The sequence below is a fragment of the Luteimonas panaciterrae genome, assembly GCF_020511115.1.
Taxonomy (GTDB): domain Bacteria; phylum Pseudomonadota; class Gammaproteobacteria; order Xanthomonadales; family Xanthomonadaceae; genus Luteimonas; species Luteimonas panaciterrae.
Window position 1 is genome coordinate 19,872 of record NZ_JAJAVH010000021.1, and the last position, 25,017, is coordinate 44,888.

Here is a 25,017-nt window from a genome sequence, read left to right on the forward strand (position 1 = left end):
CCTGAAGGCGGGAGAAGACTAGTGTAGACACTTCTGCCGAGATTCGATTCAGTCGTGTCGTCCCCCGCGCACAACGTGTCCGAACAACTGCTGGCCTTGCCGGCCGTCGCCGCCTTGCCCGAGCGCCTGCGCGCGTTGTTGCGCGAGGCGGCGGAAGGGAATGGCGATGCCGGCACCATCCTGTCGGAACCGCTGCCGGTGCTCGCCGATACGCTGCAGTCCTTGACCTTGCTCGGTGCCGACGGCGAGTCCGTGCTGGCGACCGTGCTGCACGCGGTCAAGCCGTGGGCGGAACGCCTGGAGCCGAAGCTCGCGCGCGAACCGGCCGGCGTGCTCGCGCTGCTCGAAGGCCAGCGCGCGGCACAGCAGGTGTGGACATTGCATGCCGAGCGCAGCCGCCGTGGTGGCGCCGAAGGCTTGCGGCGCCTGCTGCTGGCGATCGTGCGCGATCTGCGCGTGGTACCGATCCTGCTGGCGCGGCAACTGGCGCGCATGCGTCACGCCGCGCAGTTGCCGGAAGCCGAACGCCGCGCCCTGGCGCAGCTCACGCGCGACATCCACGCGCCGCTGGCCAACCGACTCGGCATCTGGCAGTTGAAGTGGGAGCTGGAGGATCTGGCCTTCCGCATCCTGGAACCGGAGACCTATCAGAAGATCGCGCGCCTGCTCGACGACAAGCGCGTCGGCCGCGAGCGCTACATCGTGCAGGTCAAGAAGCTGCTCGGCGATGCCTTGCAGGCGCAGGGCGTGCATGGCGAGGTCGCCGGCCGGCCGAAGCACATTTACAGCATCTGGAAGAAGATGCAGAAGAAGAATGTGCCGATCGGCGAACTCTATGACCTGCGCGCGGTGCGCGTGCTGGTCGACGACATCCCGGCCTGCTACGCCGCGCTTGGCGTGGCGCATGCGCTGTGGGCGCCGATTCCGAGCGAGTTTGACGACTACATCGCGCGCCCGAAGAAAAACGACTACCGCTCGCTGCACACCGCCGTGATCGGACCGGAAGGCAAGACACTGGAAGTGCAGATTCGCACCTTCGAGATGCACGCGCAGGCCGAACTCGGTGTCGCCGCGCATTGGCGCTATAAAGAGACCGGCGGCTCGCAGCGCTCGGCCGCCAGCAACGCCGCCAACGATCGCAAGATCGAATGGATGCGGCGGCTGCTCGAAGCGCATGCGGAAGGCCGTGACGGCGACGAAACCGCGCTCGCCGGCGGGCTCGACACGGAACTCGTCGAAGACCGGGTGTACGCGCTCACACCGATGGGCGAGGTGATCGATCTGCCCAACGGCTCCACACCGCTCGACTTCGCCTACCACGTGCACACGATGGTCGGACATCGCTGCCGCGGCGCGAAGGTCGACGGCCGCATCGTGCCGCTCGATTACAAGCTACGCAGCGGCGAGCGCGTGGAAATCCTCACCGGCAAGACCGCCGCGCCACGCCGCGACTGGCTATTGGTCTCGAACGGATTCCTCGCCAGCGCGCGCTCGCGCGAGAAGGTGCGAGTGTGGTTCCACAAGCTCGACCGCGCCGGCAACGTGCAGGCCGGGCGCGAACTGCTCGAGAAGGAACTCAAGCGCCTCGGCCTGCAGAACGCGGATCTCGCGCCGGCGCTGACGCGGTTCAATGCCGCCACGCTCGACGATCTGTACGTGTTGGTGGCGCTCGGCGACGTCGGCCCGCATCAGGTGGCGCGCGCGCTGCATGAGCACGAGCGCGCCTTGGAGCAGGAGGCTTCGCAGTCGACGCCGGAGATCGCGCTGCGGCAGCCGCGCAGGGCGCCGAAGGTCTCCGACTCCGCGTTCACCGTGGTCGGCGTTGACAACCTGCTGGTGCAGGTGGCGCGCTGCTGCCAGCCGGTGCCGGGCGAGGCGGTGGTGGGGTATCTCACCCGCAATCGCGGCGTGAGTGTGCATCGTGCCGATTGCGCGGCGTTCCTGCGTCTGTCGGCCAATCAGCCGCAGCGCGTGTTGCCGGTGGAGTGGGGACGCACGGGCGGCGGTTACGAGGCCGGCATCGGCATCGATGCGATCGACCGGAAATACCTGCTCAAGGACATCACCAACCTGATCGCGCAGGAGGACGTGCACGTGCTGTCGATCCAGAGCGATCATGCCGCTCAGGGCCGCACCGCCCAGGGCCGCGGCACCAACGGCCAGTTGCGCCTGAAACTGCAATTGCGCGTCCAGGATTACGGCCAGCTTTCACGCCTGCTCGGCAAGCTCGACAGCCTGCCGGGCGTGCAGCAGGCGCGGCGCAACTGAACGTCCGAAAAGAGATGTTCCGGCGAGACACGCCAGCCGTGCCGGAATTTTGATAATTTTGACGGAACAGCAGCGTCGCGCATGTCATGTGCGCGACATGAATCCGGAGCTTCGCCGCAATCGATGAGTATCCAGCAGCAGAGATTTCCCATCGAGAACGAAGCCGAGCGCCGCAAGTATCTCCTCGATCTGGAAGCCACGCTCACAGGCACCGACATCCAGGACCCCGCGCTGCCGAGCACGCCGATGTCGGTGCGGGGCTTCGACGCGAAGGCGCGCGAGTCCGGGCTCGACTGGCCGACGACGGCGCTGACGATGGTCGGCAGCCGGCGCCTGCGCAATTTTCGGCGCGTCATCGAATACGCGGTCACGGGCGGGATTCCCGGCGACATCATCGAAACCGGTGTCTGGCGCGGCGGCGCCTCGATCCTGGCGCGTGCCGTGCTGGCCGCGCATGGCGTGCGCGATCGCAAGGTGATCGTCGCCGACTCGTTCGAAGGCCTGCCGCCGCCGAACGCGACGGCCTGGCCGGCGGATCATGGCAGCCGCCTGCATGAATACAGCGATCTGGCCGTGCCGCTCGAGCAGGTGCAGGCGAATTTCCGCAAGTTCGGACTGCTCGACGAGCAGGTGGTGTTCCTGAAGGGCTGGTTCCGCGACACCATGCCGACGGTGCCCAGCGAGCAGCTGGCGGTGATCCGGCTCGACGGCGACATGTACGAATCGACGATCGATCCGCTGACGCACCTCTACGACCGGCTCTCGCCGGGCGGCTGGGTGATCGTCGACGATTACTGGGCGGTCGAGGCCTGCAGGCTGGCGGTGCATGATTTCTTCGCGCAGCGCGGCATCGAGCCGAAGCTCCGGCAGATCGATGCGATCGGCGTGTATTTCCGCAAATAAATGTTCGTATGCAGCATGGAGCATGTTGCGAAGCGGATCGATAATGCGCGCCGGACTTCTTGCAACGATGTGTATTTCTCGCAAGATCGCACCGTTTCCTCTCGGCACCGATAAGCTGCCGCATCCGCCGAAGACGTAGAGAGCAAGTCCATGCGCATCGATGTCCATGCCCATGCCTGGAGCGAGGCCTATCTGGATCTGCTGGCGCGGTTGGGCAACGACCGTACCGCCGTGCATCGCGGGCTGGGCGCCGGCATGACGGAAGCGGAACTCACGGCCCGCTTCGCCCTGATGGACTCGGTGGGCATCAGGCTGCAGGTGTTGTCGGCGACGCCGGCCTCGCCGCATTTCGCCGATGAGACGGCGGCGGTGGAGGCCGCGCGTTTCGTCAACGACGAGTATGCGGCGCTCGTTCGCCGCCATCCATCGCGATTCCGGGCATTCGCTTCGCTGCCCTTGCCGCACATCGACGCGGCACTCGTCGAGCTGAAGCGCGCCGTGGAGGAACTCGGCATGCTCGGCGCCTGCATCACGACCTCGGTGCTGGGGCGTTCCATCGCCGATCCCCTCTTCGATCCGCTCTATGCCGAACTCGACCGGCTCGGCGGCGTGCTCTATGTCCATCCGGCCGGCTGCGGCGCCTGTTCGCCGCTGATCGCCGATCATCATCTGACCTGGTCGATCGGCGCGCCGATCGAGGACACGGTCGCGGCGATGCATCTCATCCTCGCCGGCATTCCCAAGCGCTATCCGGGGATGAAGATCATCCTGTCCCATCTTGGTGGCGCGCTGCCGATGGTGCTGCAGCGGGTCGATCACCAGATCGTCTGGGAGGCGCCCGAGACGCCGGAGCTGCCGAGCCTGGCCGCGCGGCGCATGTGGTACGACACGGTGGGGCACAACCATGTGCCGGCCCTGTGCGCCGCGGTGGACACGCTGGGCGCCGACCGGTTGCTGCTCGGCACCGATTTTCCGTACCAGGCGGGTGAGTTGTTCCGCGCGGCGGTCGATTACGTGCCGCGCGCGGGATTGATGGAGAAGGAAATCGTGGCGATCCTGGATCGCAATGCCGCCGAACTGCTGGGGTTGAGCGAAACGTCGATCGCGAAACCGGCGCCGGAGTGATCGACGCCGCGGGCAGGCGACGTCGGGCATCTGAATCCTCACGAATGGGAGGAGACGAACGGGCCCGCCTGAACCCACGTCCCGCGCTGCACTGGATTCCAACGCCCCTTCTCTTATGCTGCGCGGGTGAGCCGCGACAGCAAGACGCCAACGCAGGACATCCCGCACGCGGCCGGTGACGGGAGCAGGGGGGACGGCCGTTCCGAGCCCAGGATGGGACGACTCGGCGATCTCGATTTCCGCGCACTGCCGCGCCGCATCGCCGAGGCGGAGAAGCCGGTGCGCTGGTTGTGGTGGGGCGGGACCGCTGTAGTCCTCCTGCTGGGGCTGGCGCTGGTGTTCCGTCAGCCGTTGGCCGACCGGCTGTGGCCGGAGCCGCGGGCGCAGGCCTTGCGCGCGCAGGCGGCGCAGGCCTTGCGCGAGGGGAAACTGACCGCCGAGGACGGCAGCGGCGCGCGCGAACTCTACGAGGCCGCGCTGGCGATCGATCCGGATCGCAACGAGGCCAGGCTGGGATTGTCGCGGGTGGCCGTCGCCGCGGTGGCGCAGGCGCGCGCGCTGGGCGCGAAGAACCGCTTCGCCGAAGCGCATGCGACGCTGAAGCTGGCGCGTGAGTTGTCGGCGCCGCGAGCGGACATCCTCCCGGTCGAGCGCGCGTTGCGCGAGCGCGAGGCCGCGCATGCCGGCCTGCCGTCGCTGCTGGCGCGCGCGAACGCCGCGGCCGCCGCTGGCCGCTTGATCGAGGGCGACGACGCGGCGCTGCCGCTCTACAAGCGCGTGCTGGCATTGCAGCCGGAGAACAAGACCGCGCTGGAAGGACGCGAGGACGCGCTCGGCACGCTATTGCAGCAGACACGGGCGCAGCTGCGCGAGGGCAATCTCGCCGAGGCGGTGGCCGCGATCGCGCTCGCACGCGAATACGATCCGGGCCACGTCGATCTGCCCGACACCGAGGCGCGACTGAACGAGGAACTGGACAACGTGCGACGCCGCGCCGGCAATGACCTGCGCGGTGGCCGCCTGGAGCGCGCCGCGGATGCCTACCGCATGCTCGCCGATGCCGGATTGAAGACGGAAGCCGAGGCGGGGCTGGCGCAGGTGGCGAAAGCCCTGGCGCAGCGCGCGGAAGCGGCCGCCAGCGATTTCCGTTTCGCGGATGCCAATCGTCTGCTGGACGAGGCGCGCACCCTGTCGCCGCGCCTGGGAGAGTTGGCGGAGGTCGAGCGCCACATCGACCGCGCGCGACAGTCGCATGCGCGCCTGGGCAGCGATCTCTCGCCGCGCGAGCGGGCGGCGCGCGTGAAGACGCTGCTTGAAGCCGCCGCCGCTGCCGAATCGCGCGGGGACCTGCTCACGCCGCCCGGCGACAGCGCCTTCGACAAGCTGCGCGCGGCGCGTGCGCTGGCGCCGGACGATCCGGCCGTGAAGCGCGCCTCGGCGCGGCTGCTGCCAACCGCGAAGCGCTGTTTCGAAGAGGAATTGCGCGGCAACAACCTCGCACGCGCGGGTGGCTGCCTGGACGCGCGCGCGATCGCCGAGGGCGAGACCGCGTCGCTGGCGCAGGCGCGGCGCCGTCTGGCGCAGCGTTGGCTGGCGGTGGGCGACGAGCGCCTGGGCGCGGGTGAGGTGCAGGCGGCATCCGCGGCGCTGGCGTCGGCGCGCAGGCTGGATCCGGCGACGCCGGGGATCGCGGAGTTCGAGGGGCGGGTGAAGGCCGCGTCGGCGGGGAAATGAGCGCGGACTAGGCGATAGGTGTCCGTCGCTCTTGCTCGTCATTCCCGCGCAGGCGGGAATCCAAGGACGTTCGTGCCGTAGCGATAGAGCCGAGAGCAAAGTCCATGGATTCCCGCCTGCGCGGGAATGACGAGCGAGGGGCTCAAGGCGATGTGTTGAAAAACACCCGCCGCACCGTCTCCCGCGCCGCATCCAGCGAGAAGTGGCGCGCGACGTTCTCCAGTCCATGGATGCTCAACTCCATCCACAGGGTTTCGTCGCTGTAGAGCTGCACCACCGCCCGGGCGAATGCTTCCGGCGCATCGGCGACCAATACGTCGAGGCCATCCTGCAGATGCATGCCTTCCACCGCGCACGACGTCGCCACCACCGGCTGACCATGCGCCATGCTGAGATTGATCTTGCCCTTGACGCCGGCGCCGAAACGCAGCGGCGCGATCGCGATGCGGGCGCCGTCCATGTACGGCGTGATGTTGGCGACATGTCCATGCACGAGGACACCCTCGTGCGCGCTGAGCGCCTGTATTTCCGGCGGAACGTCATCGCCAATGCAATGCAGCCGTACTTGCGGCAGCGACTGGCGGACATGCGGGAACACCGCTTCGACGAACCAGCGCACCGCATCGACATTGGGCGGATGGCGGAAACCGCCGACGAAGACCAGATCCTGCCGCTGCGAGAACGGCAGCCCGGCGCCGGCGATGCGGTGCAGGTTCGACAGCAGCTCCACGCGGGCCTGCGGTGCGTCGCGGGCGAGCAGTTCGCGTTCGGCCGCGCTGACGACCAGGGTGATGTCGCTGCGCGCGATTACGTCCAGTTCGAGATTCCGCGTGCGTTCGGCGGCATACAGCAGCTTCTTGTCGCCGGCGATCTCGGCGGCACGCCGTTCGCGCAGATAGTGCAGATCGACGGTGTCGAACACGACTCGCGCCTGCGGCGCATGCTCGCGCAGCAGCGGTAGGAATTCGCGCGCCACGTAGTGGCGGCAGACGATGACGCTGTCGAACCGCGATCCATGCTCGCGCAGCCAGGCCGGCGCGCGCTTGGCATAGGGCGCGTACCAGGTTTCCACGCCCAGATGCTGCAGGGCTTCGGTATAGCTGCCGGCGTAGCTGCGGTTGGCGGGCAGGAAGACGACGTGCGCGCCTTCCTCGATCAGCAGCCGCATCAGGTTGAGCAGGCGCAGCGATCCGGAATCGCGATCCGGCGTTGGCGTCAGCGCATCGATGATGAGTATCTGCTTCTGCTTGCGATGCAGCAGCGCCGGCGCCGGTATGGTGCCCGCGGGCAACTGCGCGGACAGCATGTCGTGGCGGCGCGCGACGAACTGCTCGCGATTGCGCACCTGATAGGCCTTGATCCCGCTGCCGGTATCGGTGCCGGCGGTGGCGCCTTCGGCGTGAACCACGCGCGCGGCCGGCTGGTACAGCACGCGCAGGCCAGCCGCGCGCACGGCGAAGGCGAGATCGGTGTCCTCGTAGTAGGCCGGCGCGTAACGCGTGTCGAAACCGCCGAGCTGCGCGAACAGCGCGCGCGGGATCGCGATCGCCGCGCCGCTGACGTAGTCGGCATCGCGCAGATAGCCATAGCGCGAATCACCCGGCGCGCCGAAGCGCCCGTAGTTCCAGCCGCTGCCGTCGGAGAACACCACGCCGCCGGCTTCCTGCAGACGGCCATCCGGATACAGCAATTGCGCGCCGACCAGTCCGACGCCTGGAATCTCGTCGAAGGTACGCAGCAGCGCTTCCAGCCAACCGGGCTGCGGCACGGTGTCGTTGTTGAGGAAGACCAGGTATTCGCCCAGTGCGAGGCTGGCACCATCGTTGCAGGCCGCCACGAAGCCGCCGTTCTCGGCGCGGCGGTGGTAGTGCAGTCCGGCGATGCGCGGCAACACTTCCGCGCTCTGGTCGGGCGAGGCGTCGTCGACCACGATCACCTCGAACGGCATCCGCGGCGGATGTTCGGCCAGCGCGCGCAGGCAGGTCAGCGTGTGCGCGAGTTGCCCGTAGACGGGGATGACGATGCTGACGCGAGGTTCGGTGCTGGTGGCGAGCGCGGTCGGCGCTGGCAGGCCGCCGGAGGCGGGATCGGTCGCGGGGAAGTAGAGCGATGGTCGCCGCGCCGCCGGCACGCGCTGGAACTGCGCGTGCAGGCGTTCCCAGGTGCCGCGCCAGCCGCGTGTGCGCAGGCTGAGCCAGCCGCGATGGAAGAGGCCGGTGGCGCGATCGAACAGGAAGCGCACATCGACCAGTGAAAACGACATTCCAGCGCGACTCCAACGACTCGGGGGGACCGCATGAGCTTAACGGATACGCCCGTTACACCGGCCTCATCCCTGAACGCCCGGTTATGGAAAGTGGCGCCAGAAGCCTGAAATCCGGGCCTCGGCCGCGAGGCGCGCCGGTGCGTGGTGCCGTCTGCGCTAGACTCAGCCGCCGCGCGCATACCGCGTGCAGGCATCATCCGCTCCAGTTCCCTACCCATACCGCCAACCGTGGCCCGCATCGACTACGACGAAGACGAATACGACGAGGATCGCGATCAGGCCCCGGACTGGCGGCGCCGCGTACTGACCTGGGGGTTGGCCGCGATCGGTCTGGGCCTCGGCTTCCTCATTCCGTACACGATCTATCTCAACCATCAGGTCACCAAGCGCTTCGGCCAGTTGCAGTGGCAGATTCCGACGCGCGTGTACGGTCGCCCGTTGCTGCTCGCGCCGGGCGTGGCCCTGGACGCGCGCACGTTGAAGACCGAACTCGACGCGGCGTCCTATCGCAGCGACGGTGGCACGGGAGCCGGCACCTACACGCAGGAGGGCGCGCGCTGGACGATCACCAGCCGTGGCTTCCGCGATGTCGATCGTGAAGTGGGGCCGAGCCGCATCGAGCTGACGCTCTCCGGCGGCAGCGTCGCGGGTCTGCGCGATGCCCGTAGCCGGCGTGCGCTGAAAGCGGTGCGGCTGGATCCCGCCCGCATCGCCACGCTCTACGGCCAGAGCCAGGAAGAGCGCCGCCTCGTGCGCATCGAGGACGTGCCGGAATTGCTGGTGACCGGATTGCAGGCGGTGGAGGATCGCGATTTCGCCCATCACCACGGCATCGATCTCAGCGGCATGATGCGCGCGGTGTTCGTCACCGTGCGCTCGGGCGGCAAGAACAAGCAGGGCGCCAGCACGCTGACCCAGCAGCTCGCGCGCAGCGGCCTGCTCGGCATCGGCCGCGAACAGACGGCTGCCCGCAAGTTCAACGAAATCCTCTACGCGCTGCTGATCGAGATGCGCTACGACAAGCGCACCATCCTGGAGGCCTATCTCAACCAGGTGTATCTCGGCCAGCGCGGCAAGCAGGCGATCCGCGGTGTCGCAGCGGGTTCCGAATTCTGGTTCGGCCGTGATCTGCAGGACCTGAGCACCGAGCAGATCGCGCTGCTGATCGCGATGGTGAAAGGGCCGTCCGCCTACGACCCGCGCCGCAATCCGGACAACGCGCTGCAGCGCCGCAACTTCGTGCTCGGCGAGATGCTGGAAACCAACCTCATCCAGCAGCCGGAATACGATCGCGCGCTGAAGATGCCGCTCAACATCAGCCACGCGCCGGGCAGTCTGGCGGCCAATCGCTTCCCGGCCTATGTGGATCTGGTGCGGCGCCAGCTGATCCGCGATTACCCCGCCGATGCCTTGCAGGGCGCGGGTTTGTCGGTGATGACGGCGATGTCGCCTTCGGCGCAGGCCTATGCCGAAGGCGCGGTGGCGCGCACGCTGAAATCGCTGGAGAACAAGCGCCGCCCGCCGCTGCAGGCCGGCGTGGTGGTCACCGACGTGCACAACGGCGACGTCGTCGCGGTGGTCGGCAGCCGCGACTTCGCGCAACCCGGATTCAATCGCGCGATCGAGGCGCAGCGTCCGGTCGGTTCGCTGCTCAAGCCGTTCGTGTACCTGCGGGCGCTGGCGCTGCCGGATCGCTGGTCGCTGGCGACGTGGGTGGACGATTCGCCGGTTACGGTGACGCTCGACAACGGCAAGCGCTGGACGCCCGGCAACTCCGACGGCCGCAGCCACGGCACCGTGCGTTTGATCGATGCGCTGGCGCAGTCCTACAACCAGGCCACGGTGCGCGTGGGCATGCAGGTGAAGCCGGCGGTGGTCGCCGACTTGATCCACACGCTGGCCGGGATCGATGCGCCGAGCAATCCTTCGCTGATTCTCGGCGCGGTCGACCAGAGCCCGTATGCGATGGCGCAGCTGTACCAGTTCCTCGCCTCGGGTGGCGAGATCCAGCCGCTGCATCTGGTGCGCGGCGTGCTCGACTCGCAGGGCAAGACGGTCAAGCGCTACGACAAGCCGCCGAAGCCGGCGCAGGCGGGCGACTCGATCGCGGTGCGCCTGATCACCACGGCCCTGCAGCACACCGTCACCTCCGGCACGGCGCGGCAGTTGCTCAACGACGGTCTCGGCCGCCTCAATTCCGCCGGCAAGACCGGTACCAGCAACGACGGCCGCGACAGCTGGTATGCCGGCTGGACCGGCGATCATCTGGCGGTGGTGTGGGTCGGCAACGACCAGAACGAAATGACCGGCCTGTATGGCGCCACCGGCGCGATGCGGGTGTGGTCGGGATTGTTCACGCGCCTGCCGAGTGCGCCACTGCAGTTCGGCGCCAAGGGATTGGACTGGCAGTGGGTGGCGCAGTCGAACAGCACCGATGCCGGCTGTCCGGGCGCACGCCGCTTTCCGTTCGCCGCCGGTTACGCGCCGCCGTACGAGCCTTGTCCTTATGCGGAGCCGGCCGCGCCGTTTGGCGAGCCGGAGCAGGCGGCGCAGGCCGAGAGCGGCGGCGGTTGGTGGAGCCGATTGTTCAAGGGCAACAAGCCGGCGCAGCCGCAGGAACAGCCGCCACCGCAGGCGCCGCAGCCGGCGCAGCAGGAACCGCGTTGAGCTTGCTCCTGGTTAAGCATGCTCCAAGTTGAGTGTGCTCTTCGCGGGTTGTTTCCATCGTTGAAGGTAAGAAAAGGGGCAGGGGGAATGCCGCGTTCCGGATCGCAGGATCGGAGCGCAACCGCTGAACCACTCGAAGTCTGTGTTGAGGTATTTGATGTCGATTCCATTCCCCCGTATCCCCCGCGCGTTGTTGTTGGTTCCGTTCTGCCTCGCCGCCTGCACGACGACACCTCCGTCGCCACCGCAGTCGGCTTCGGCTGAAGCTTCGCCCGAACGCATGGTCGCGACCATCCGCAATACCGCCGGCAGCGGCGACAGTGAACTCGCCGTGCAGCCCTTGCGTGATTCGCAGGTGGAGGACCTGCGCGAGACGGCGCAGCGCCTGGAAGCGCAGAAGCAGTACGCGGACGAGGCCAAGGCGCTCGACCAGGCGCTGGCGATCGTCGCGGACGATCCCGCGCTGCTGCAGGAACGCGCCGAAGCGGCGGTGTTGCTCAAGGATTACGGCAACGCCGAAGCGCTGGCGCGGCGTGCATTCGAACTCGGTTCCAAGGTCGGCCCGTTGTGCCGCCGCCATTGGGCCACCATCCGCGCCATGCGTTACATTGCCCGTGATGGCGCCGGCGCGGCCGAGGCCAACAAGCAGTTGGCTGCCTGCAAGGTTCCCGGTGTCGACAGGTTCTGAAGATTCCCCCGGATCGCTCTCCGAACGCAGCCGCGCCGCGTTGGCCGAGGGTGGCGTGCTCGCAGTGCAGATTCCGGGCTTCGCGCCGCGCGCGGCGCAGCAGCAGCTCTCCGCGGCCGTCGCCGATGCGTTCACGCAGCGCGACGTGCTGCTGGCCGAAGCGGGTACCGGCACCGGCAAGACCTTCGCCTATCTCGTTCCCGCTTTGCTGTCGGGGGCGAAGACGATCATTTCCACCGGCACGCGCGCACTGCAGGATCAGCTCTACCACCGCGATCTGCCGCGCGTGCGCGATGCGCTCGGCGTCGGATTGAAAACCGCGCTGCTGAAAGGGCGCGCGAACTATCTGTGCAAATACCGGCTCGAACGCGCCAAGGGCGAGCCGCGTTTTTCGTCACGCGAACAAATCGCGCAGTTCCAGCGCATCGTCGCTTGGAGCGGCCGCACGCGCCTCGGCGATCTGGCCGAGATCGATGCGCTGCCTGAGGATTCGCCGCTGCAATCGATGGTGACCTCCACGGTCGAGAACTGCCTCGGCAGCGAATGCCCGTTCTACGGCGAATGCTTCGTCGTGCAGGCGCGGGCACGCGCGCAGAGCGCCGACGTGGTGGTGGTCAATCATCACCTGCTGCTGGCCGATCTGGCGCTCAAGCAGGAAGGCTTCGGCGAAATCCTGCCGGGCGCGGAAGCTTTTGTCGTCGATGAGGCGCATCAGCTGCCGGATCTGGCCGCGCAATTCTTCGGCGAAGGGTTGTCGGCGCGGCCGCTGGTCGAACTCGGTCGCGATGCTCTGGGCGAATGCAAGGAGGTCGAAGGCGCGCTCGCCATCGTGCAGCAGCCCGCGCGCGATCTCGAAAACGCCGCACGCGCCTTGCGCGCGGCCATGGACACGCTGCCGACGCGCGGCACGCAATGGCGCGCGCTGGAAGCGCCCGGCGTGGAAGAGGGATTGAACGAACTGGCGCAGGCGCTGACCCGTTTCGCCGAAGCGATTGCTCCATTGCGCGATGCCGCGCCCGGATTCGAGGCCTGCCACGTGCGAGCGCAGGACCAGCTCGGACGCCTGACGCGCTGGCGCATCCGGCGCGAATTCGAGGAAGACCTCGAAGTCGCCGACGACGACGTGCGCTGGTACGAATTGTCGCCGCGTGGTTTCCGTCTGCAACGCACACCGCTCGATGTCTCCGCGCCGTTGCGCGCGCATCGCGAAAGCTCGCGCGCGGCCTGGGTGTTCACCTCGGCGACGCTCGCGGTCGACGGCCATTTCGATCACGTCGCCACGCGCCTGGGTTTGCTCGAACCGCAGACATTGCTCGCGCCGAGCCCGTTCGATTGGCAGCGCCAAGCCTTGTGTTACCTCCCGCCGCGCCTGCCGGAACCGAATTCCCGCGACTACACCGCCGCGATCGCCGATGCCTTGCTGCCGGTGCTGCGCGCCTCGCAAGGCCGCGCCTTCGTGCTGTTCGCCTCGCATCGCGCCTTGCGCGAGGCCGCCGAACATCTGCGCGACGGGCCATGGCCGTTGTTCGTGCAAGGCGAGGCGCCGCGTCACGTGCTGCTGCAGCGCTTCCGCGAATCGGGCAATGGCGTGCTGCTGGGCGCGGCCAGTTTCCGCGAGGGCGTGGATGTCGCCGGCGCCGCCCTCAGCGTGGTGGTGATCGACAAACTGCCCTTCGCCGCGCCGGACGATCCAGTGTTCGAGGCGCGCCTGGACGCGATCCGCAATCGCGGCGGCAATCCGTTCCGCGACGAGCAATTGCCGCAGGCGGTGATCGCGCTGAAGCAGGGCGTCGGCCGCCTGATCCGCACCGAAACCGATCGCGGCGTGCTGGTGTTGTGCGATCCGCGTCTGCTCGGCAAGAGTTACGGGAAGCTGTTCCTGGATTCGTTGCCGCCGTTTCCGAGGACGCGGGACGTGCGGGATGTCGAAGCGTTCTTCGCCGAGCCCGTCAATGAGTGATGCGGGGAATCCGCCCGGTTGCGTGTCGCCAATGGACATCGTCATTCTCTCCGCGCGGGAATGACGAGAAAAAGCGGTTAATCTTCCTCCGATTCCTTGCTCTCGACCCTCCATGCACCTCCTCGCGTTCGAAACCGCCACCGAAGCCTGCTCCGTCGCGCTCTGGATCGACGGCGCGGTGCGTGAGCGTTTCGAGATCGCGCCACGCCGGCATGCGGAGTTGTCGCTGCCCTGGGCGGAAGCCTTGCTCGACGAGGCCGGCATCGCGAAATCGCAACTCGATGCCATCGCCGTCGGTCGCGGGCCGGGGGCGTTCACCGGTGTGCGTCTGGCCGTGGCGTTGGCGCAGGGGATCGCGTTGGCGCTCGATCGTCCGGTCGTGCCCGTGTCGACGCTGGCGGCGCTGGCGATGCGTGCCGGCGAAGATGCGCCACACATCCTCGCCGCGATCGATGCCCGCATGGGCGAGGTGTATTCGGCCGCTTTCGCGCGCGAGGGCGAGGACTTGCGGGCCCTGTCGGCGGAGACCGTTTCTGCGCCGGGCGTTGTGGAACTGCCGGATGACGGCATGCAATTGCAGGGCATGCAATGGCGGGGCGTGGGCACGGGTTTCGCCGCGGCCGAACGTGCGCTGGAAACACGCCTGCACGCCAGACTCGCGAGCGTGGACGCTGCCGCGCTGCCGCATGCGGCGGATGTCGCACGGTTGGGTGCGATCGCCTTCGCCCGCGGCGAGGCGCTGCCGCCCGAGCGCCTGGAGCCCGCCTATCTGCGCAACCAGGTCGCGCTCACGCTGGAACAGCAGCAGGCCTTGCGCGCCTCGCGCTGAGCGGAACCAATCCGGGTCGCCGCAGTCTCAGGCTTGACCAAACGGATCGGGGAATTCGCATGACGCAGATGGAGAAACCCGGCAAGGGTCAGCGGCTGCGCCGTTGGCTCAGGACCGAAGCGCGTTCGTGGGTGGTGATGCTGGTGCTGCTGACGGTGGCGCGCACCTCGTTCGCGAACCACTACCAGGCGCCGAGCGGATCGATGGAAGACACGCTGATGCCCGGCGATCGTGTCGTGGTCGACATGACCGCCTATGGAGTGCGGGTGCCTTTCACCGATGTGGTGGTCGTGCCGCGCGCCGAGCCGCGACGCGGCGAGGTAGTGATCTTCAAATCGCCTCGGGATGGCACGCGTCTGATCAAGCGCGTGGTGGCGGTGGGCGGCGATGAGGTGATGCTGCGTGACGGCCATCTGCGGATCAACGGCAAGGCCTTGGCCGAACCGGGGGCCGAGGACATCGAGCGCTTTCCCGAACATGTGGCCGCATTGAATCTGGATGCCGGCGGCGGGCCCGACATCGCGTCCCTGCGCATTCCGCAAGGTCAGGTGCTGGTGCTCGGCGATCATCGCGGCAACAGCGCGGATGGCCGTTTCTTCGGCCTGGTGCCCAGCCATGCTTTGTATGCCAGGGCGGTCGGCGTGTACTACCGGCGTGGCGAAGGGCTGGTTTGGAAGCGGTTGTAGCGGTTTGACGCTTTCAAAAGGCCATTCAGCCGCCATCACGGGCGTGGTGTAGGATGGCTGCCATAGCTTCATTCGCGCGTCCCGCCCGACTTCCCCGTCGTCCGCTTCGCTCCCTTTTACGCGTCACCTCCCCACATCGGGGTGGACTCTGTATGGGAGCACTCGTTGCCAGGCTACTCGACCCGCAAGCTCTCACTGACGATCGGCGGTGATGTCTGGCAGCTGAGGGTGCTCAGCGACCTTCAACAGTTCTCGGATCCCGACGGCCACGGCGAGCGGCTGGGCATTTCGGATGCGCAATGGAGTCTGTTCGGGCAGATATGGCCTTCCGGACGCCTGCTGGCCCAAGCGATGCATCGCCTGGACATCACGAACGAGCGCATTCTCGAAATCGGCTGCGGCATCGGCCTGGCCAGCCTGGTGTTGCAGGGACGCGGCGCGAACGTCGTCGCGACCGACATCCATCCCCTGGCGGAATCCTTCCTCGCCTACAACGCCGCGTTGAACGCGTTGCCGGCCGTGCATTACCGGCAACTGCGCTGGAACGTCCCGCTGCCGACGCTGGGCAAGTTCGATCTCATCATCGGCAGCGACATTCTTTACGAGCGTGGTCATGCCGAACTTCTGAGTGGCGTCATCGATCGCCACGCGCACGAGCATGCCTGCGTGATGCTCACCGATCCCGGGCGTGGCAACAGTGGAAGCCTTTCCCGTTTGTTGCAGGCACAGGGGTTTTCGCTTCAGGAACAGCAATGCCCGATGGATGACGAGGATTCGCCGCCATACCGCGGCCGATTGTTGCGATACGAGCGCGGCGCGACACAGTCGCCGGATACCGTGCAATGAACCGACGAAACAATCGCCGATCCGCCGCATGCGTGATGTTCCATTTCATAGAACCGGAGGCTCCATGATCCGCAAGGGCTCCTCAGCCAAGACATTCCAGCGCAAGGAAACCGATCCCAAGCAACTGACCAGCGAGCGGATCGAGCGCGACCTCGAGACTTTCCGCAATGCGGGCGGTCGCATCGAGGTACTTGGCGTCACCCAGGTATTGAAGAAGCTGGAACCCAGTGATGATCCCGCCGCGGCGCCGATGCGATCGACCATCAACCCGCACCGCAAGGCGGGGGCGCCATGAAACATCAGATTCCCATGTTCAAGTTCACGCTGGGACAGGGGCAAAGCATCGGGCCGATACCGCTCAGGGCGTTATGGGCCCAGGCCTGCCAGTCGTCGGAGGTGAGCGTCGGGCGCTCGCAAGGCGCGCATCCGACCGACAAACCCACGTATTCGCTGTACGCGGCTCAGCATCTGAGGGACCTGACGCAAGTCGAGATGCGCCTGCGGAAACTTCTGGATGTGTACAACTTGCGCGTGTCGCTGATCATCATCCACAAGTACTAGGCTTTCCGGCATTGGCTTCTCGCCTGGACAGGCGAGGTGGCCTGGACGACCGATCGTGCTAGCCGCCCTAGTCGTCGAGCAACGTCCCGCCCGGCAGGAAGTTCCAGGTGCGGGTGACGTGCAGCACGTCGACGTTTTCCTCGGTCTTGGGCAATGGCGGGTAGGGCTCGGCCAGCCTGGCGATGCGCAGCGCCGCGGCGTCGAGCAGCTTGATGCCGCTGCTCTGGATGACGTCGGCGCGTTCGATCGAACCGTCCTGACGAATCGCCACGCTGATGACCAGCGTGCCGGACAACTTGCGTCGCCGCGCCTCGTCGGGATAGTTGAGATTGCCGACGCGTTCCACGCGATCCACCCAGGCCCGCAGGTAGGCGGCCCAGGCGTACTCCTGCGTGCTGGCGGAGACGAACTTGCGCTTCGGACGCTTGGCGTAACGCTCCGAGCGCAAATGGATCTCCGCGGCGAGCCGTGCCATCGCCAGGTCGCGTTCGATCTTCTCCGGACCCGGCGGCAACGCCGATTCGTCGGCTTGCTGGCGCGCATCGGGTGCCGGCATGCGCTGCTGCGAACTCATACTGCTGATCACGCGCGCTTCGGGCGGCGGCCGCGGCGAGGGCGATTGCGCTTCCAGCGGTTTCGGCGCGACGCCATCCTCGACCTGCGGCACCACGCCGGTCTGGTCGTCGCGCGGGCGCGAGGTCTTGTCGTGCTCGCCGCCGCCCTGGTTGTTGGCCTGGGCGAGGAAGTCGGCCTGCTTCTTGGTCAGCGGGCTTTGCGTCTGGGTGAGGATCACATCCAGCGTCGGCATCACCGGCGCGGCCTTCTCCAGCGAGAAGCCCACGCCCAGGATCAGCAATGCATGCAGCGCCACCGACAGCACCAGGGTCGCGCTGAGGCGCTGGTTGTCGCCGATGTTGCCGGGGAGTGGGGCGGGGGTGGCCATGAGTCGTCCATTCTGTCATTCCTCGCGCGCCGGTGATCCGATGCGTGAGTGTCATGTTGTCGTCCTTGGCAGGCGGTCTCGTTTTAACGAGCGCGTTAACAAGCACGTTGGCGAGCGCCAACAAGTCGCGTCGACCATGCGCGGCGTGTCGCAGCGATGCCGCCCGGGTCTGGCCGGGCGTCCAAAGCAAGGCGCCTCAGCCTTCGATCGCGTCGAACAGCAATCCGGCGATGTTGATGCCGAACTGCGCATCCAGTTCGCGGATGCAGGTCGGGCTGGTGACGTTGACCTCGGTGAGGTAGTCGCCGATCACGTCGAGACCGACGAAGCGCATGCCGCGCCGTTTCATCTCGGGGCCGACCTGGGCGGCGATCCAGCGATCGCGCTCGGACAGCGGCCGGCCTTCGCCGCGCCCGCCGGCGGCGAGGTTGCCGCGGAATTCGTCGCCCTGCGGGATGCGCGCCAGGCAGTAGTCGACCGGCACGCCGTCGACCAGCAGGATGCGCTTGTCGCCGTCCTTGATCTCCGGCAGGTAGCGCTGCGCCATCGCCAGATGGCGACCGCCTTCGGTGAGTGTTTCCAGGATGACGTTGAGATTGGACTCGCCGGCCCGGGCGCGGAAGATCGAGCGTCCGCCCATGCCGTCGAGCGGCTTCAGCACGGCATCGCCATGCTCGGCGACGAAGGCCTTCAGCGCCGCTTTGTCGCGGCTGACCAGGGTCGGCGGACAGCACTGCGGGAATTCCAGCGCGCCCAGCTTCTCGTTGATGTCGCGCAGGCCCTGCGGATCGTTGACGACCTGGGCGCCGGCGCGCTGGGCGAAGCCGAGCACCTGGGTGTCGTGGATGTAGTCGGCGTCGACCGGCGGGTCCTTGCGCATCAGCACCACGTCGCCCGGCCCGAACGCGCGCGCGGCCGCGCCGCCGAGTTCGTACCAGCCGGCGGGGTCGTCACGCACGCTGAGCGGCGCCAGCATCGCCACGGCCTCGCCGCCGCGCATCGACAGCCCGCCGGGCAGCACGTAGTGCAGGCGGTGGCCGCGGCGCTGCGCTTCCAGCAGCATGGCGAAGGTCGAATCCTTGGCGATTTTGATGGATCCGATCGGGTCCATCACGACGATGACGTCGAGAGACATGCATACCTTCCACGGCAGATTGTGACAAATGTTATCAGGCGTCTCGGCATGCGGTGGCGTGCTTGACGGCGTTAAGTGCGGACTGCGTTCCAATCACAGCCCGGGCTGCGATCGAGTGCTTGACAGTGCGCCATTTCACTGGGATATAAGGCGATTTGCAGCGACGCCGGCAGGCATGAAGCGTCGCGCTAGGGGAATGACGATGATGCATGAAGAAACACGCGCTGGCAGCCTTGACGGGCTGCGCGTGATGGTGATCGACGATTCGAAAACCATCCGCCGCACCGCCGAGACACTGCTCAGACGGGAAGGCGCGGACGTGGTCACCGCCACCGACGGCTTCGAAGCGCTCGCCAAGATCGTCGACCAACGCCCCCAGATCATCTTCGTCGGCATCATGATGCCGCGGCTGGACGGTTACCAGACCTGCGCGCTGATCAAGAACAACCAGCTGTTCAAGCAGACGCCCGTGATCATGCTCTCCTCCAAGGACGGGCTGTTCGACAAGGCGCGCGGCCGCATCGTCGGCTCCGAGCAGTACGTCACCAAGCCGTTCACGCGCGAGGAGCTCCTCGACGCGATCCACAAGCATGTCAACGCCTGACCGGGGGGCAGGCATCCCAATGGCACGTATCCTGTTGATCGAGGACTCGCCGACCGACACGGCAGTGCTCACGTCGCTGCTCGAACGCAACGGCCACCAAGTGCTGGCCGCGGCCACCGCCGAGGCCGGCATCGAGGTGTGCCGGCGCGAGCGGCCCGATCTGGTGCTGATGGATGTCGTCCTGCCGGGCATGAACGGCTTCCAGGCCACCCGTGCGCTGGCCCGCGACGACGCCACCCGCGCGATCCCGGTGCTGATCGTCAGCACCAAGGGCATGGAGACCGATCGCGCCTGGGGCCTGCGCCAGGGCGCGAAGGACTACATCGTCAAGCCGCCGGTGGAAAGCGACATGATCAGCCGCATCAACGCTGTGCTCGGGGCCTGAGATGACCGACGCGCGCGATCCGTTCGAGATCCTGGCCGAGTACGAGCGCAAGAGCCTCGCGCACGTCGTCGGTCTTCCCGAACAGCTCGACGCGCCCGGCCTGTGGCGCGGTGTCGGCTATCGCGTCGGCAAGCGGCGGCTGGCATCGGAGTTCGACGAGGTGATCGAGATCCTGCCGATGCCGCAGGTCACGCCCGTGCCGGGTGCGCAGGGATGGATGCTGGGCGTGGCCAACGTGCGCGGCAATCTGCTGCCGGTGGTCGACCTGAAACAGTTCCTGGAAGGCGAACGCACCGTGCTGCACGAGGACCAGCGCATCCTGCTGGTGCGTCAGCCCGGTGGCGACGTGGCGGTTACCATCGACGAGCTATACGGCCAGCGCAGCTTCCTCGAGGAGCAGACGATGCCGGCGGAGGTGCTGTCCGACAGCCCGCTGGCGGTCGGCCGGTATGCAAATTTCATTGGCCGGGCTTATCAGCTGGCCGACCACGCGTGGGGGGTTTTCAGCTTGGAAAAGCTGGCCCGCACGCCGGAATTCAGACAAGCCGCGGTATGAGCGGCGCGACGTAATTGAAGGTTTAGGGGATCGCAACATGAGCACAATGATGGGTCGCGACACCGGCAAACGCCGGTTCCTGAACAGCAACTTCTGGCTGATCGTGCTGGTGGTCGCGCTGGTGATCTTCAGCGTCAACATCGGATACGCCTTCTGGAAGGCGGCCCGGCTCGGCGGCGCCAGCACGGCGGCCTCGAACCTGCAGGTGAATTCGCAGAAGCTGGCCAACCAGGGCCGCGAGGCGGTCGAGGGCAACGCCGAGGCCTTCAAGGCGTTCAAGGCCACCAAGGCGCAGATCGACACCGACATCCAGCAGCTGAACAGCAGCTACGGCGAAACCACCGGGCTGAGCGGCCCGATCCGCGCCGTCACCGACACTTGGGCGCCGCTGGACAAGAGCGCGCAGCAGGTGATCGCCAGCGAATCGGCCGTGCTCGCCCTGGCCGGCAATGCCGACCGCTTCACCAAGGCGGTGCCGCAGTTGCAAGCTCAGCTCGACGAAGTGGTGCGCGCGATGTCCTCCAGCGGCTCGCCGGCCTCGCAGATCTACATCGCCCTGCGCCAGAACGTGCTGGCGGGCAACCTCTCGCGGCGCGTGACCGAAGTGCGTGCCGGCGGTCCCGGCGCGGCCGTGGCCGGACAGGCGCTGGCGAACGAAGTGAACGTGTTCCAGCAGGTGCTCACCGGCCTGAAGTCCGGCGACCAGGCGATGAACGTGCAGCCGCTCAGCAACCGCGCCGCCATCGCCGCGCTCGATCAGGCGACGACGCAGTGGACGCAGATGAAGCGCGACCTGGACTCGATCCTGTCCAGCTCCAAGAACCTGTTCAGCGCGCAATCCTCCGCCGCCACACTGACCAGTGGTTCCGACAAGCTGCTCTCCGACAGTGTCGACCTGTTCCGCGCCTTCACCGCCTTCGGTTCGATGCGCGACACCAGCATCCTCGGCAACATCTGGATCAGCATCCTCTCGGGCCTGGTGGTGCTGGCATCGATCGTGCTGCTGGTGATCAGCCTCGGCGCCGCCCAGCGCGAGCGCTACGAAACCACGATGGAACTCAACAACCGCAACCAGGAGGCGATCATGCGCCTGCTGGACGAGATCGGCGCGCTCGCCGAGAACGATCTCACGGTCAAGGCGACGGTGACCGAGGACATGACCGGCGCGATCGCCGACTCGATCAACTTCGCCGTGGAGAACCTGCGCGGCCTGGTGACCACCATCAACGACACCTCGGTGCAGGTGGCCTCCAGCGCGCAGGAAACGCAGGCCACCGCCATGCATCTGGCCGAGGCCGCCGAGCATCAGGCGCAGGAAATCTCCTCCGCCACCGACCGCATCAACGAAATCGCGGCCAGTATCAGCCAGGTATCGAAGCACTCCACCGAGTCGGCCAGCGTGGCGCAGCGCTCGGTGCAGATCGCCACCAAGGGCGCGGGCGTGGTGCGCGAAACCATCGCCGGCATGGACTCGATCCGCGACCAGATCCAGGAAACCTCCAAGCGCATCAAACGCCTGGGCGAGTCGTCGCAGGAAATCGGCCAGATCGTGGAACTGATCAACGACATCTCCGAACAGACCAACATCCTGGCGTTGAACGCGGCCATCCAGGCCGCCTCGGCGGGTGAAGCGGGACGCGGCTTCGCGGTCGTGGCCGACGAAGTGCAGCGCCTCGCCGAACGCGCCTCCAACGCCACCAAGCGAATCGAAACGCTGGTGCAGGCGATTCAGTCCGACACCAACGAAGCCGTGAGTTCGATGGAACAGACCACCTCGGAAGTGGTCGCCGGTGCGCGCCTGGCCGAGGACGCCGGTACCGCGCTGGGCGAAATCGAGAACGTCTCCACAAATCTGGCCACGCTCATCGAGGGCATCTCGACGGCTTCACAGCAGCAATCCGCGGCAGCGTCGAACATCACCGCCACCATGAACACGATCCAGTCGATCACCGCGCAAACCTCGCAGGGTGCCAACCAGACCGCCGAGTCGATCGGCAACCTGGCGCAGCTCGCCGCCGACCTGCGCCGTTCGGTCGCCGACTTCAAGCTGCCGGCCTGAGCGGACCACCCGAGTGGATTTGAGACGCGTATCGATATGACCGGGACCACCGCCCGCCGCAGCAACACGCCGACGTGTCTGGAGGGCACGCGATGACGGCCGCGTTGCGCTCCGCGATCGACTACACCACGCTGGGTTGGGTGAAGCCCGAGCTCGACGAGACGCTGCGTCAGGCGCGCGCGGAGATCGAGAGCTTCGCGGAAGATCCCGCCGACAGCGAGCACATGCGCCAATGCGTCGAGCACATGCATCAGGTGCAAGGCACGCTGCGCATGCTCGAACTGTACGCGCCGGCGATGGTGGCCGAGGAGATGGAGCGCCTGGCGCAGGCGCTGCAGAACGGTGAAGTCACCGATCGCGATGCCGGCAGCACCGCGCTGATGCGCGGCGCGCTGCTGTTGCCGGACTATCTGGAACGCCTGCAGAGCGGCCATCGCGACATCCCGATCGTGCTGCTGCCGCTGCTCAACGAGCTGCGCGCCGCGCGCGGCGAGACGGGCTTGAGCGAAACCGTCCTGTTCGCCTCGGAGCCGACGCAGGTCCCGAGCGAGATCGAAATCGGACACGCGGAAGGCAGCCTGCGCGGCCGCAACCGCACGCTGCTGGAAACCGTCGCGGCGGCGGTGAAGGAAGAACTGCTGCGGGTCAAGGACGTGCTCGACCTGCACGTGCGCAGCCACGGCGACGACGTTTCCGGTCTGAAGGCGCAGGCGGAAACACTCGATCGCGTCGCCGACACCCTGGGGATGCTCGGCCTCGGCGTCGCGCGCGGCATCGTCCAGCAGCAGCGCGACACCGTGCATGCGATCGCCAACGGGCAACAGCCCGCCGACGAAGGCACCTTGCTCGACGTCGCCGGTGCCTTGCTCTACGTCGACGCCACGCTCGACGAACAGGTCGCGCGGCTGTCCGATAGCGATGTCGACATCAGCCAGCAAGGCAGGATCGGCAACGAATCGCGCAAGGTGGTCGAAACCGTCTCGCGCGAGGCGGCCGTCAACTTCGCCGATGCGCGCCAGGCCTTCGTCGCCTTCGTCGAAACCGGCTGGGATCATCACCAGCTCAGCGAAGTGCCGCGCCTGCTCACCGAAGTGGCCGGCGCGATGACCATGCTCGACCTGCCGCAGCCGGCCGCCTACCTCGACGGCATGCGTGTGTACACCGAGACCGAACTGCTCGGACGCAAGCGCATTCCCAACGGCCGCCAGCTCGACACCGTGGCCGATACGCTGACCAGCCTGGAGTACTACGCCGAGGCGCTGCGCGAGAATCGCTCCAATCGCGACGAGATCCTCGACGTCGCGCAGAACAGCCTGGAAGCCCTGGGCTATTGGCCGATCCCCGATGTGATTCCGGAAATCCAGCCGATCGTGGTCTCCGTTCCCGAGGTCGACGAGGAACCGGTGGCCGAAGTCGTGGAAGTGGAAGCGACGGAAGGCGAAGTCGTTTCCGCAGCGTTCGTCGAAGCTCCCGCCGAAGTCGAGAAGACGTCGGTCGCCGCGATTCACGAAGCCGTCGCCGAAGCACCGGTGCTGGTGCCCGTCGAGATTCCCGCCGCTGCCATTCCTGCTGTTTCCGCGACGACCAGCGGTTTCGAGGATGCCGGCGACGACATCGACGACGAAATCCGCGAAGTCTTCCTGGAGGAATTCGCGGAGGAAACCACCAATCTCGAAACCCTGCTGCCCGCCTGGCGCGAGCAACCGGAAGATCTCGACCGCCTGCGCCCGATCCGGCGCGTCTTCCACACGCTCAAGGGCAGCGGACGTCTCGTCGGCGCGCGCACGCTCGGCGAGTTCAGCTGGAAGATCGAAAGCCTGCTCAACCGCGTGCTCGATGGCGCGCGCAGCCCGACGCCGGCCGTGGTGGCCGTCGTCGATCGCGCGTTCGAGACGCTGCCGCAGTTGCACGCCGCACTGCGTGGCGACGGTCCCATCACCGCCGATCTAGCCAGTCTGCAAGCGCTCGCCGATCGCGTCGCCGAAGGCGAGGAAGTTCTCGCGCCCGCCGTCGTTGCTCCCGCTGTCGCCCCGGCAACAGTCGAGGTCGCAACAGCGGCCGCCGCGGCGAGCCTCGTCGAAGAGGAGTCGCCGGTCCCGGACGAACCGGCGCCGCCGATTCCGGCCCCGCCTCCGGTCGTGGAGCAAAAACGCGTCCCCGCATCGGTGGATGCCCTGCTGCTCGAAATCCTCGACGCCGAAGTGGCCGGCCATCTGGTGACCGTCGACGCCTGGCTGGCGCAAGCGCGCAGCGCGCCCACGCCCGCCAGCGATGCGCTGCTGCGTGCCGTGCACACGATGAACGGCGCTTTCGCGATGGCCGAAGTACCGGTGATCAACGAAGCGCTCGGTCCGGCCGAAGCCTGGGTACGGCGCATGCTCGCGGCCAAGCAGGACGCGAGCGGCGAAGGCGTCGAGGCCATGACCGAACTGGCCGCGCTGATCCGCGCGACCGTCACCGGCCTGCATGCTTCCTCGCCGCACGTCCCGACCTGCGATGCCGTGGCGACACGCCTCGCGGCCTTGCGCGACAGCCTGCCGGAAGTGACCACGTCGACCATCGGCACGTTCGCGAGTTTCGAGGACGAAGTCGAAATCGTCCAACTCGACGACAGCGAGAGCCTGCTGAACGGCGGTCCCGCATCAGCGGTCACCGTGGACGAAACCGCGGTGGCGACCGCGGCGGCGGAAGCGATTCTGCTGGACGAGGTGCGGAGGCAAGAGGAAAGCCGTCTCGAAGCCGAGCGTCTCGAAGCCGAACGTCTCGAAGCCGAACGTCTCGAAGCCGAACGTCTCGAAGCCG

General features: G+C 67.2%; 20 protein-coding genes. 17 read left to right on the forward strand and 3 right to left on the reverse strand.

The genetic code is table 11. From position 1 onward, the window contains the following. Nucleotides 1-54: 54 nt before the first annotated feature. From LG367_RS17490 to LG367_RS17505, 4 genes are all read left to right on the forward strand, one after another. Nucleotides 55-2,268: a RelA/SpoT family protein gene (locus LG367_RS17490; protein ID WP_319004034.1), complete on the forward strand. Its 2,214-nt coding sequence runs from the start codon at nucleotides 55-57 to the stop codon at nucleotides 2,266-2,268. Between the two features lie 123 nt (nucleotides 2,269-2,391). Further along, nucleotides 2,392-3,171, forward strand: coding sequence for a TylF/MycF/NovP-related O-methyltransferase (locus LG367_RS17495; protein WP_226470556.1), 780 nt, complete (start codon nucleotides 2,392-2,394; stop codon nucleotides 3,169-3,171). Nucleotides 3,172-3,321: 150 nt separating this feature from the next. Further along, nucleotides 3,322-4,296, forward strand: a complete 975-nt coding sequence (locus LG367_RS17500) for an amidohydrolase family protein (protein ID WP_226470557.1) — start codon at nucleotides 3,322-3,324, stop codon at nucleotides 4,294-4,296. 213 nt (nucleotides 4,297-4,509) lie between these two features. After that, a complete protein-coding gene (locus LG367_RS17505) occupies nucleotides 4,510-6,030 on the forward strand; it encodes a hypothetical protein (RefSeq protein WP_226470558.1) in 1,521 nt (506 codons plus the stop codon). 142 nt (nucleotides 6,031-6,172) lie between these two features. Here the strand turns inward: LG367_RS17505 and LG367_RS17510 are convergent, their stop codons facing one another. After that, the gene (locus LG367_RS17510) at nucleotides 6,173-8,293 is read right to left on the reverse strand and encodes a glycosyltransferase (RefSeq protein WP_226470559.1); all 2,121 of its coding nucleotides are present in this window, start codon (nucleotides 8,291-8,293) and stop codon (nucleotides 6,173-6,175) included. Nucleotides 8,294-8,524: 231 nt separating this feature from the next. Between LG367_RS17510 and mrcB the strand changes: the two genes are divergently transcribed. The 8 genes from mrcB to LG367_RS17550 all read left to right on the forward strand — a co-directional run bounded on the left by mrcB (nucleotide 8,525) and on the right by LG367_RS17550 (nucleotide 16,533). Beyond that, nucleotides 8,525-10,963 carry a penicillin-binding protein 1B gene (mrcB, locus tag LG367_RS17515; RefSeq protein ID WP_226470560.1) on the forward strand — a complete coding sequence of 813 codons (2,439 nt, stop codon included), beginning with the start codon at nucleotides 8,525-8,527 and terminating at the stop codon, nucleotides 10,961-10,963. A gap of 157 nt (nucleotides 10,964-11,120) precedes the next feature. Beyond that, a complete protein-coding gene (locus tag LG367_RS17520; protein WP_226470561.1) occupies nucleotides 11,121-11,651 on the forward strand; it encodes a hypothetical protein in 531 nt (176 codons plus the stop codon). Next, nucleotides 11,635-13,611, forward strand: a complete 1,977-nt coding sequence (gene yoaA / locus LG367_RS17525) for a DNA repair helicase YoaA (RefSeq protein WP_226470562.1) — start codon at nucleotides 11,635-11,637, stop codon at nucleotides 13,609-13,611. The genes LG367_RS17520 and yoaA overlap by 17 nt, the downstream gene beginning before the upstream one ends. Before the next feature lie 112 nt (nucleotides 13,612-13,723). After that, nucleotides 13,724-14,440: a tRNA (adenosine(37)-N6)-threonylcarbamoyltransferase complex dimerization subunit type 1 TsaB gene (gene tsaB, locus LG367_RS17530; protein WP_226470563.1), complete on the forward strand. Its 717-nt coding sequence runs from the start codon at nucleotides 13,724-13,726 to the stop codon at nucleotides 14,438-14,440. A gap of 59 nt (nucleotides 14,441-14,499) precedes the next feature. After that, complete coding sequence (gene lepB, locus LG367_RS17535; RefSeq protein WP_226470564.1) at nucleotides 14,500-15,126, forward strand: signal peptidase I; 627 nt, start codon at nucleotides 14,500-14,502, stop codon at nucleotides 15,124-15,126. A gap of 165 nt (nucleotides 15,127-15,291) precedes the next feature. Beyond that, entirely contained in the window at nucleotides 15,292-15,972 is a 681-nt protein-coding gene (locus LG367_RS17540; protein WP_226470565.1) for a class I SAM-dependent methyltransferase, read from the forward strand. 64 nt (nucleotides 15,973-16,036) lie between these two features. After that, complete coding sequence (locus tag LG367_RS17545; protein WP_226470566.1) at nucleotides 16,037-16,267, forward strand: hypothetical protein; 231 nt, start codon at nucleotides 16,037-16,039, stop codon at nucleotides 16,265-16,267. Then, a complete protein-coding gene (locus tag LG367_RS17550; RefSeq protein WP_226470567.1) occupies nucleotides 16,264-16,533 on the forward strand; it encodes a hypothetical protein in 270 nt (89 codons plus the stop codon). The genes LG367_RS17545 and LG367_RS17550 overlap by 4 nt, the downstream gene beginning before the upstream one ends. 67 nt (nucleotides 16,534-16,600) lie before the next feature. Here LG367_RS17550 and LG367_RS17555 read toward each other — a convergent pair whose 3' ends face one another. Continuing rightward, nucleotides 16,601-17,476, reverse strand: coding sequence for a TonB family protein (locus LG367_RS17555; RefSeq protein ID WP_226470568.1), 876 nt, complete (start codon nucleotides 17,474-17,476; stop codon nucleotides 16,601-16,603). A 196-nt stretch (nucleotides 17,477-17,672) separates the two neighbouring features. Further along, nucleotides 17,673-18,611, reverse strand: coding sequence for a glutathione synthase (gene gshB, locus LG367_RS17560; protein WP_226470569.1), 939 nt, complete (start codon nucleotides 18,609-18,611; stop codon nucleotides 17,673-17,675). A gap of 205 nt (nucleotides 18,612-18,816) precedes the next feature. Between gshB and pilG the strand changes: the two genes are divergently transcribed. From pilG to LG367_RS17585, 5 genes are all read left to right on the forward strand, one after another. Further along, nucleotides 18,817-19,215: a twitching motility response regulator PilG gene (pilG, locus tag LG367_RS17565; RefSeq protein ID WP_226470570.1), complete on the forward strand. Its 399-nt coding sequence runs from the start codon at nucleotides 18,817-18,819 to the stop codon at nucleotides 19,213-19,215. A 19-nt stretch (nucleotides 19,216-19,234) separates the two neighbouring features. Next, complete coding sequence (locus tag LG367_RS17570; RefSeq protein ID WP_226470571.1) at nucleotides 19,235-19,600, forward strand: response regulator; 366 nt, start codon at nucleotides 19,235-19,237, stop codon at nucleotides 19,598-19,600. A gap of 1 nt (nucleotide 19,601) precedes the next feature. Beyond that, complete coding sequence (locus LG367_RS17575) at nucleotides 19,602-20,156, forward strand: chemotaxis protein CheW (protein WP_226470572.1); 555 nt, start codon at nucleotides 19,602-19,604, stop codon at nucleotides 20,154-20,156. Between the two features lie 37 nt (nucleotides 20,157-20,193). Continuing rightward, entirely contained in the window at nucleotides 20,194-22,215 is a 2,022-nt protein-coding gene (locus LG367_RS17580) for a methyl-accepting chemotaxis protein (RefSeq protein ID WP_226470573.1), read from the forward strand. 92 nt (nucleotides 22,216-22,307) lie between these two features. Then, nucleotides 22,308-25,017, forward strand: a 2,710-nt coding sequence (locus tag LG367_RS17585; RefSeq protein ID WP_226470574.1) for an Hpt domain-containing protein, incomplete at its 3' end; no start/stop codon positions are given.

What these genes read in the sequence shown, in the direction of transcription:
- LG367_RS17580 (WP_226470573.1), top strand. Translation starts at nt 20,194, where the DNA reads ATGAGCACAATGATGGGTCGCGACACCGGCAAACGCCGGTTCCTGAAC.
- LG367_RS17510 (WP_226470559.1), bottom strand. Translation starts at nt 8,293, where the DNA reads ATGTCGTTTTCACTGGTCGATGTGCGCTTCCTGTTCGATCGCGCCACC.
- LG367_RS17555 (WP_226470568.1), bottom strand. Translation starts at nt 17,476, where the DNA reads ATGGCCACCCCCGCCCCACTCCCCGGCAACATCGGCGACAACCAGCGC.
- tsaB (WP_226470563.1), top strand. Translation starts at nt 13,724, where the DNA reads ATGCACCTCCTCGCGTTCGAAACCGCCACCGAAGCCTGCTCCGTCGCG.
- LG367_RS17520 (WP_226470561.1), top strand. Translation starts at nt 11,121, where the DNA reads ATGTCGATTCCATTCCCCCGTATCCCCCGCGCGTTGTTGTTGGTTCCG.
- gshB (WP_226470569.1), bottom strand. Translation starts at nt 18,611, where the DNA reads ATGTCTCTCGACGTCATCGTCGTGATGGACCCGATCGGATCCATCAAA.
- LG367_RS17505 (WP_226470558.1), top strand. Translation starts at nt 4,510, where the DNA reads ATGGGACGACTCGGCGATCTCGATTTCCGCGCACTGCCGCGCCGCATC.
- LG367_RS17575 (WP_226470572.1), top strand. Translation starts at nt 19,602, where the DNA reads ATGACCGACGCGCGCGATCCGTTCGAGATCCTGGCCGAGTACGAGCGC.
- LG367_RS17545 (WP_226470566.1), top strand. Translation starts at nt 16,037, where the DNA reads ATGATCCGCAAGGGCTCCTCAGCCAAGACATTCCAGCGCAAGGAAACC.
- pilG (WP_226470570.1), top strand. Translation starts at nt 18,817, where the DNA reads ATGCATGAAGAAACACGCGCTGGCAGCCTTGACGGGCTGCGCGTGATG.
- LG367_RS17495 (WP_226470556.1), top strand. Translation starts at nt 2,392, where the DNA reads ATGAGTATCCAGCAGCAGAGATTTCCCATCGAGAACGAAGCCGAGCGC.
- lepB (WP_226470564.1), top strand. Translation starts at nt 14,500, where the DNA reads ATGACGCAGATGGAGAAACCCGGCAAGGGTCAGCGGCTGCGCCGTTGG.
- LG367_RS17550 (WP_226470567.1), top strand. Translation starts at nt 16,264, where the DNA reads ATGAAACATCAGATTCCCATGTTCAAGTTCACGCTGGGACAGGGGCAA.
- LG367_RS17500 (WP_226470557.1), top strand. Translation starts at nt 3,322, where the DNA reads ATGCGCATCGATGTCCATGCCCATGCCTGGAGCGAGGCCTATCTGGAT.
- LG367_RS17570 (WP_226470571.1), top strand. Translation starts at nt 19,235, where the DNA reads ATGGCACGTATCCTGTTGATCGAGGACTCGCCGACCGACACGGCAGTG.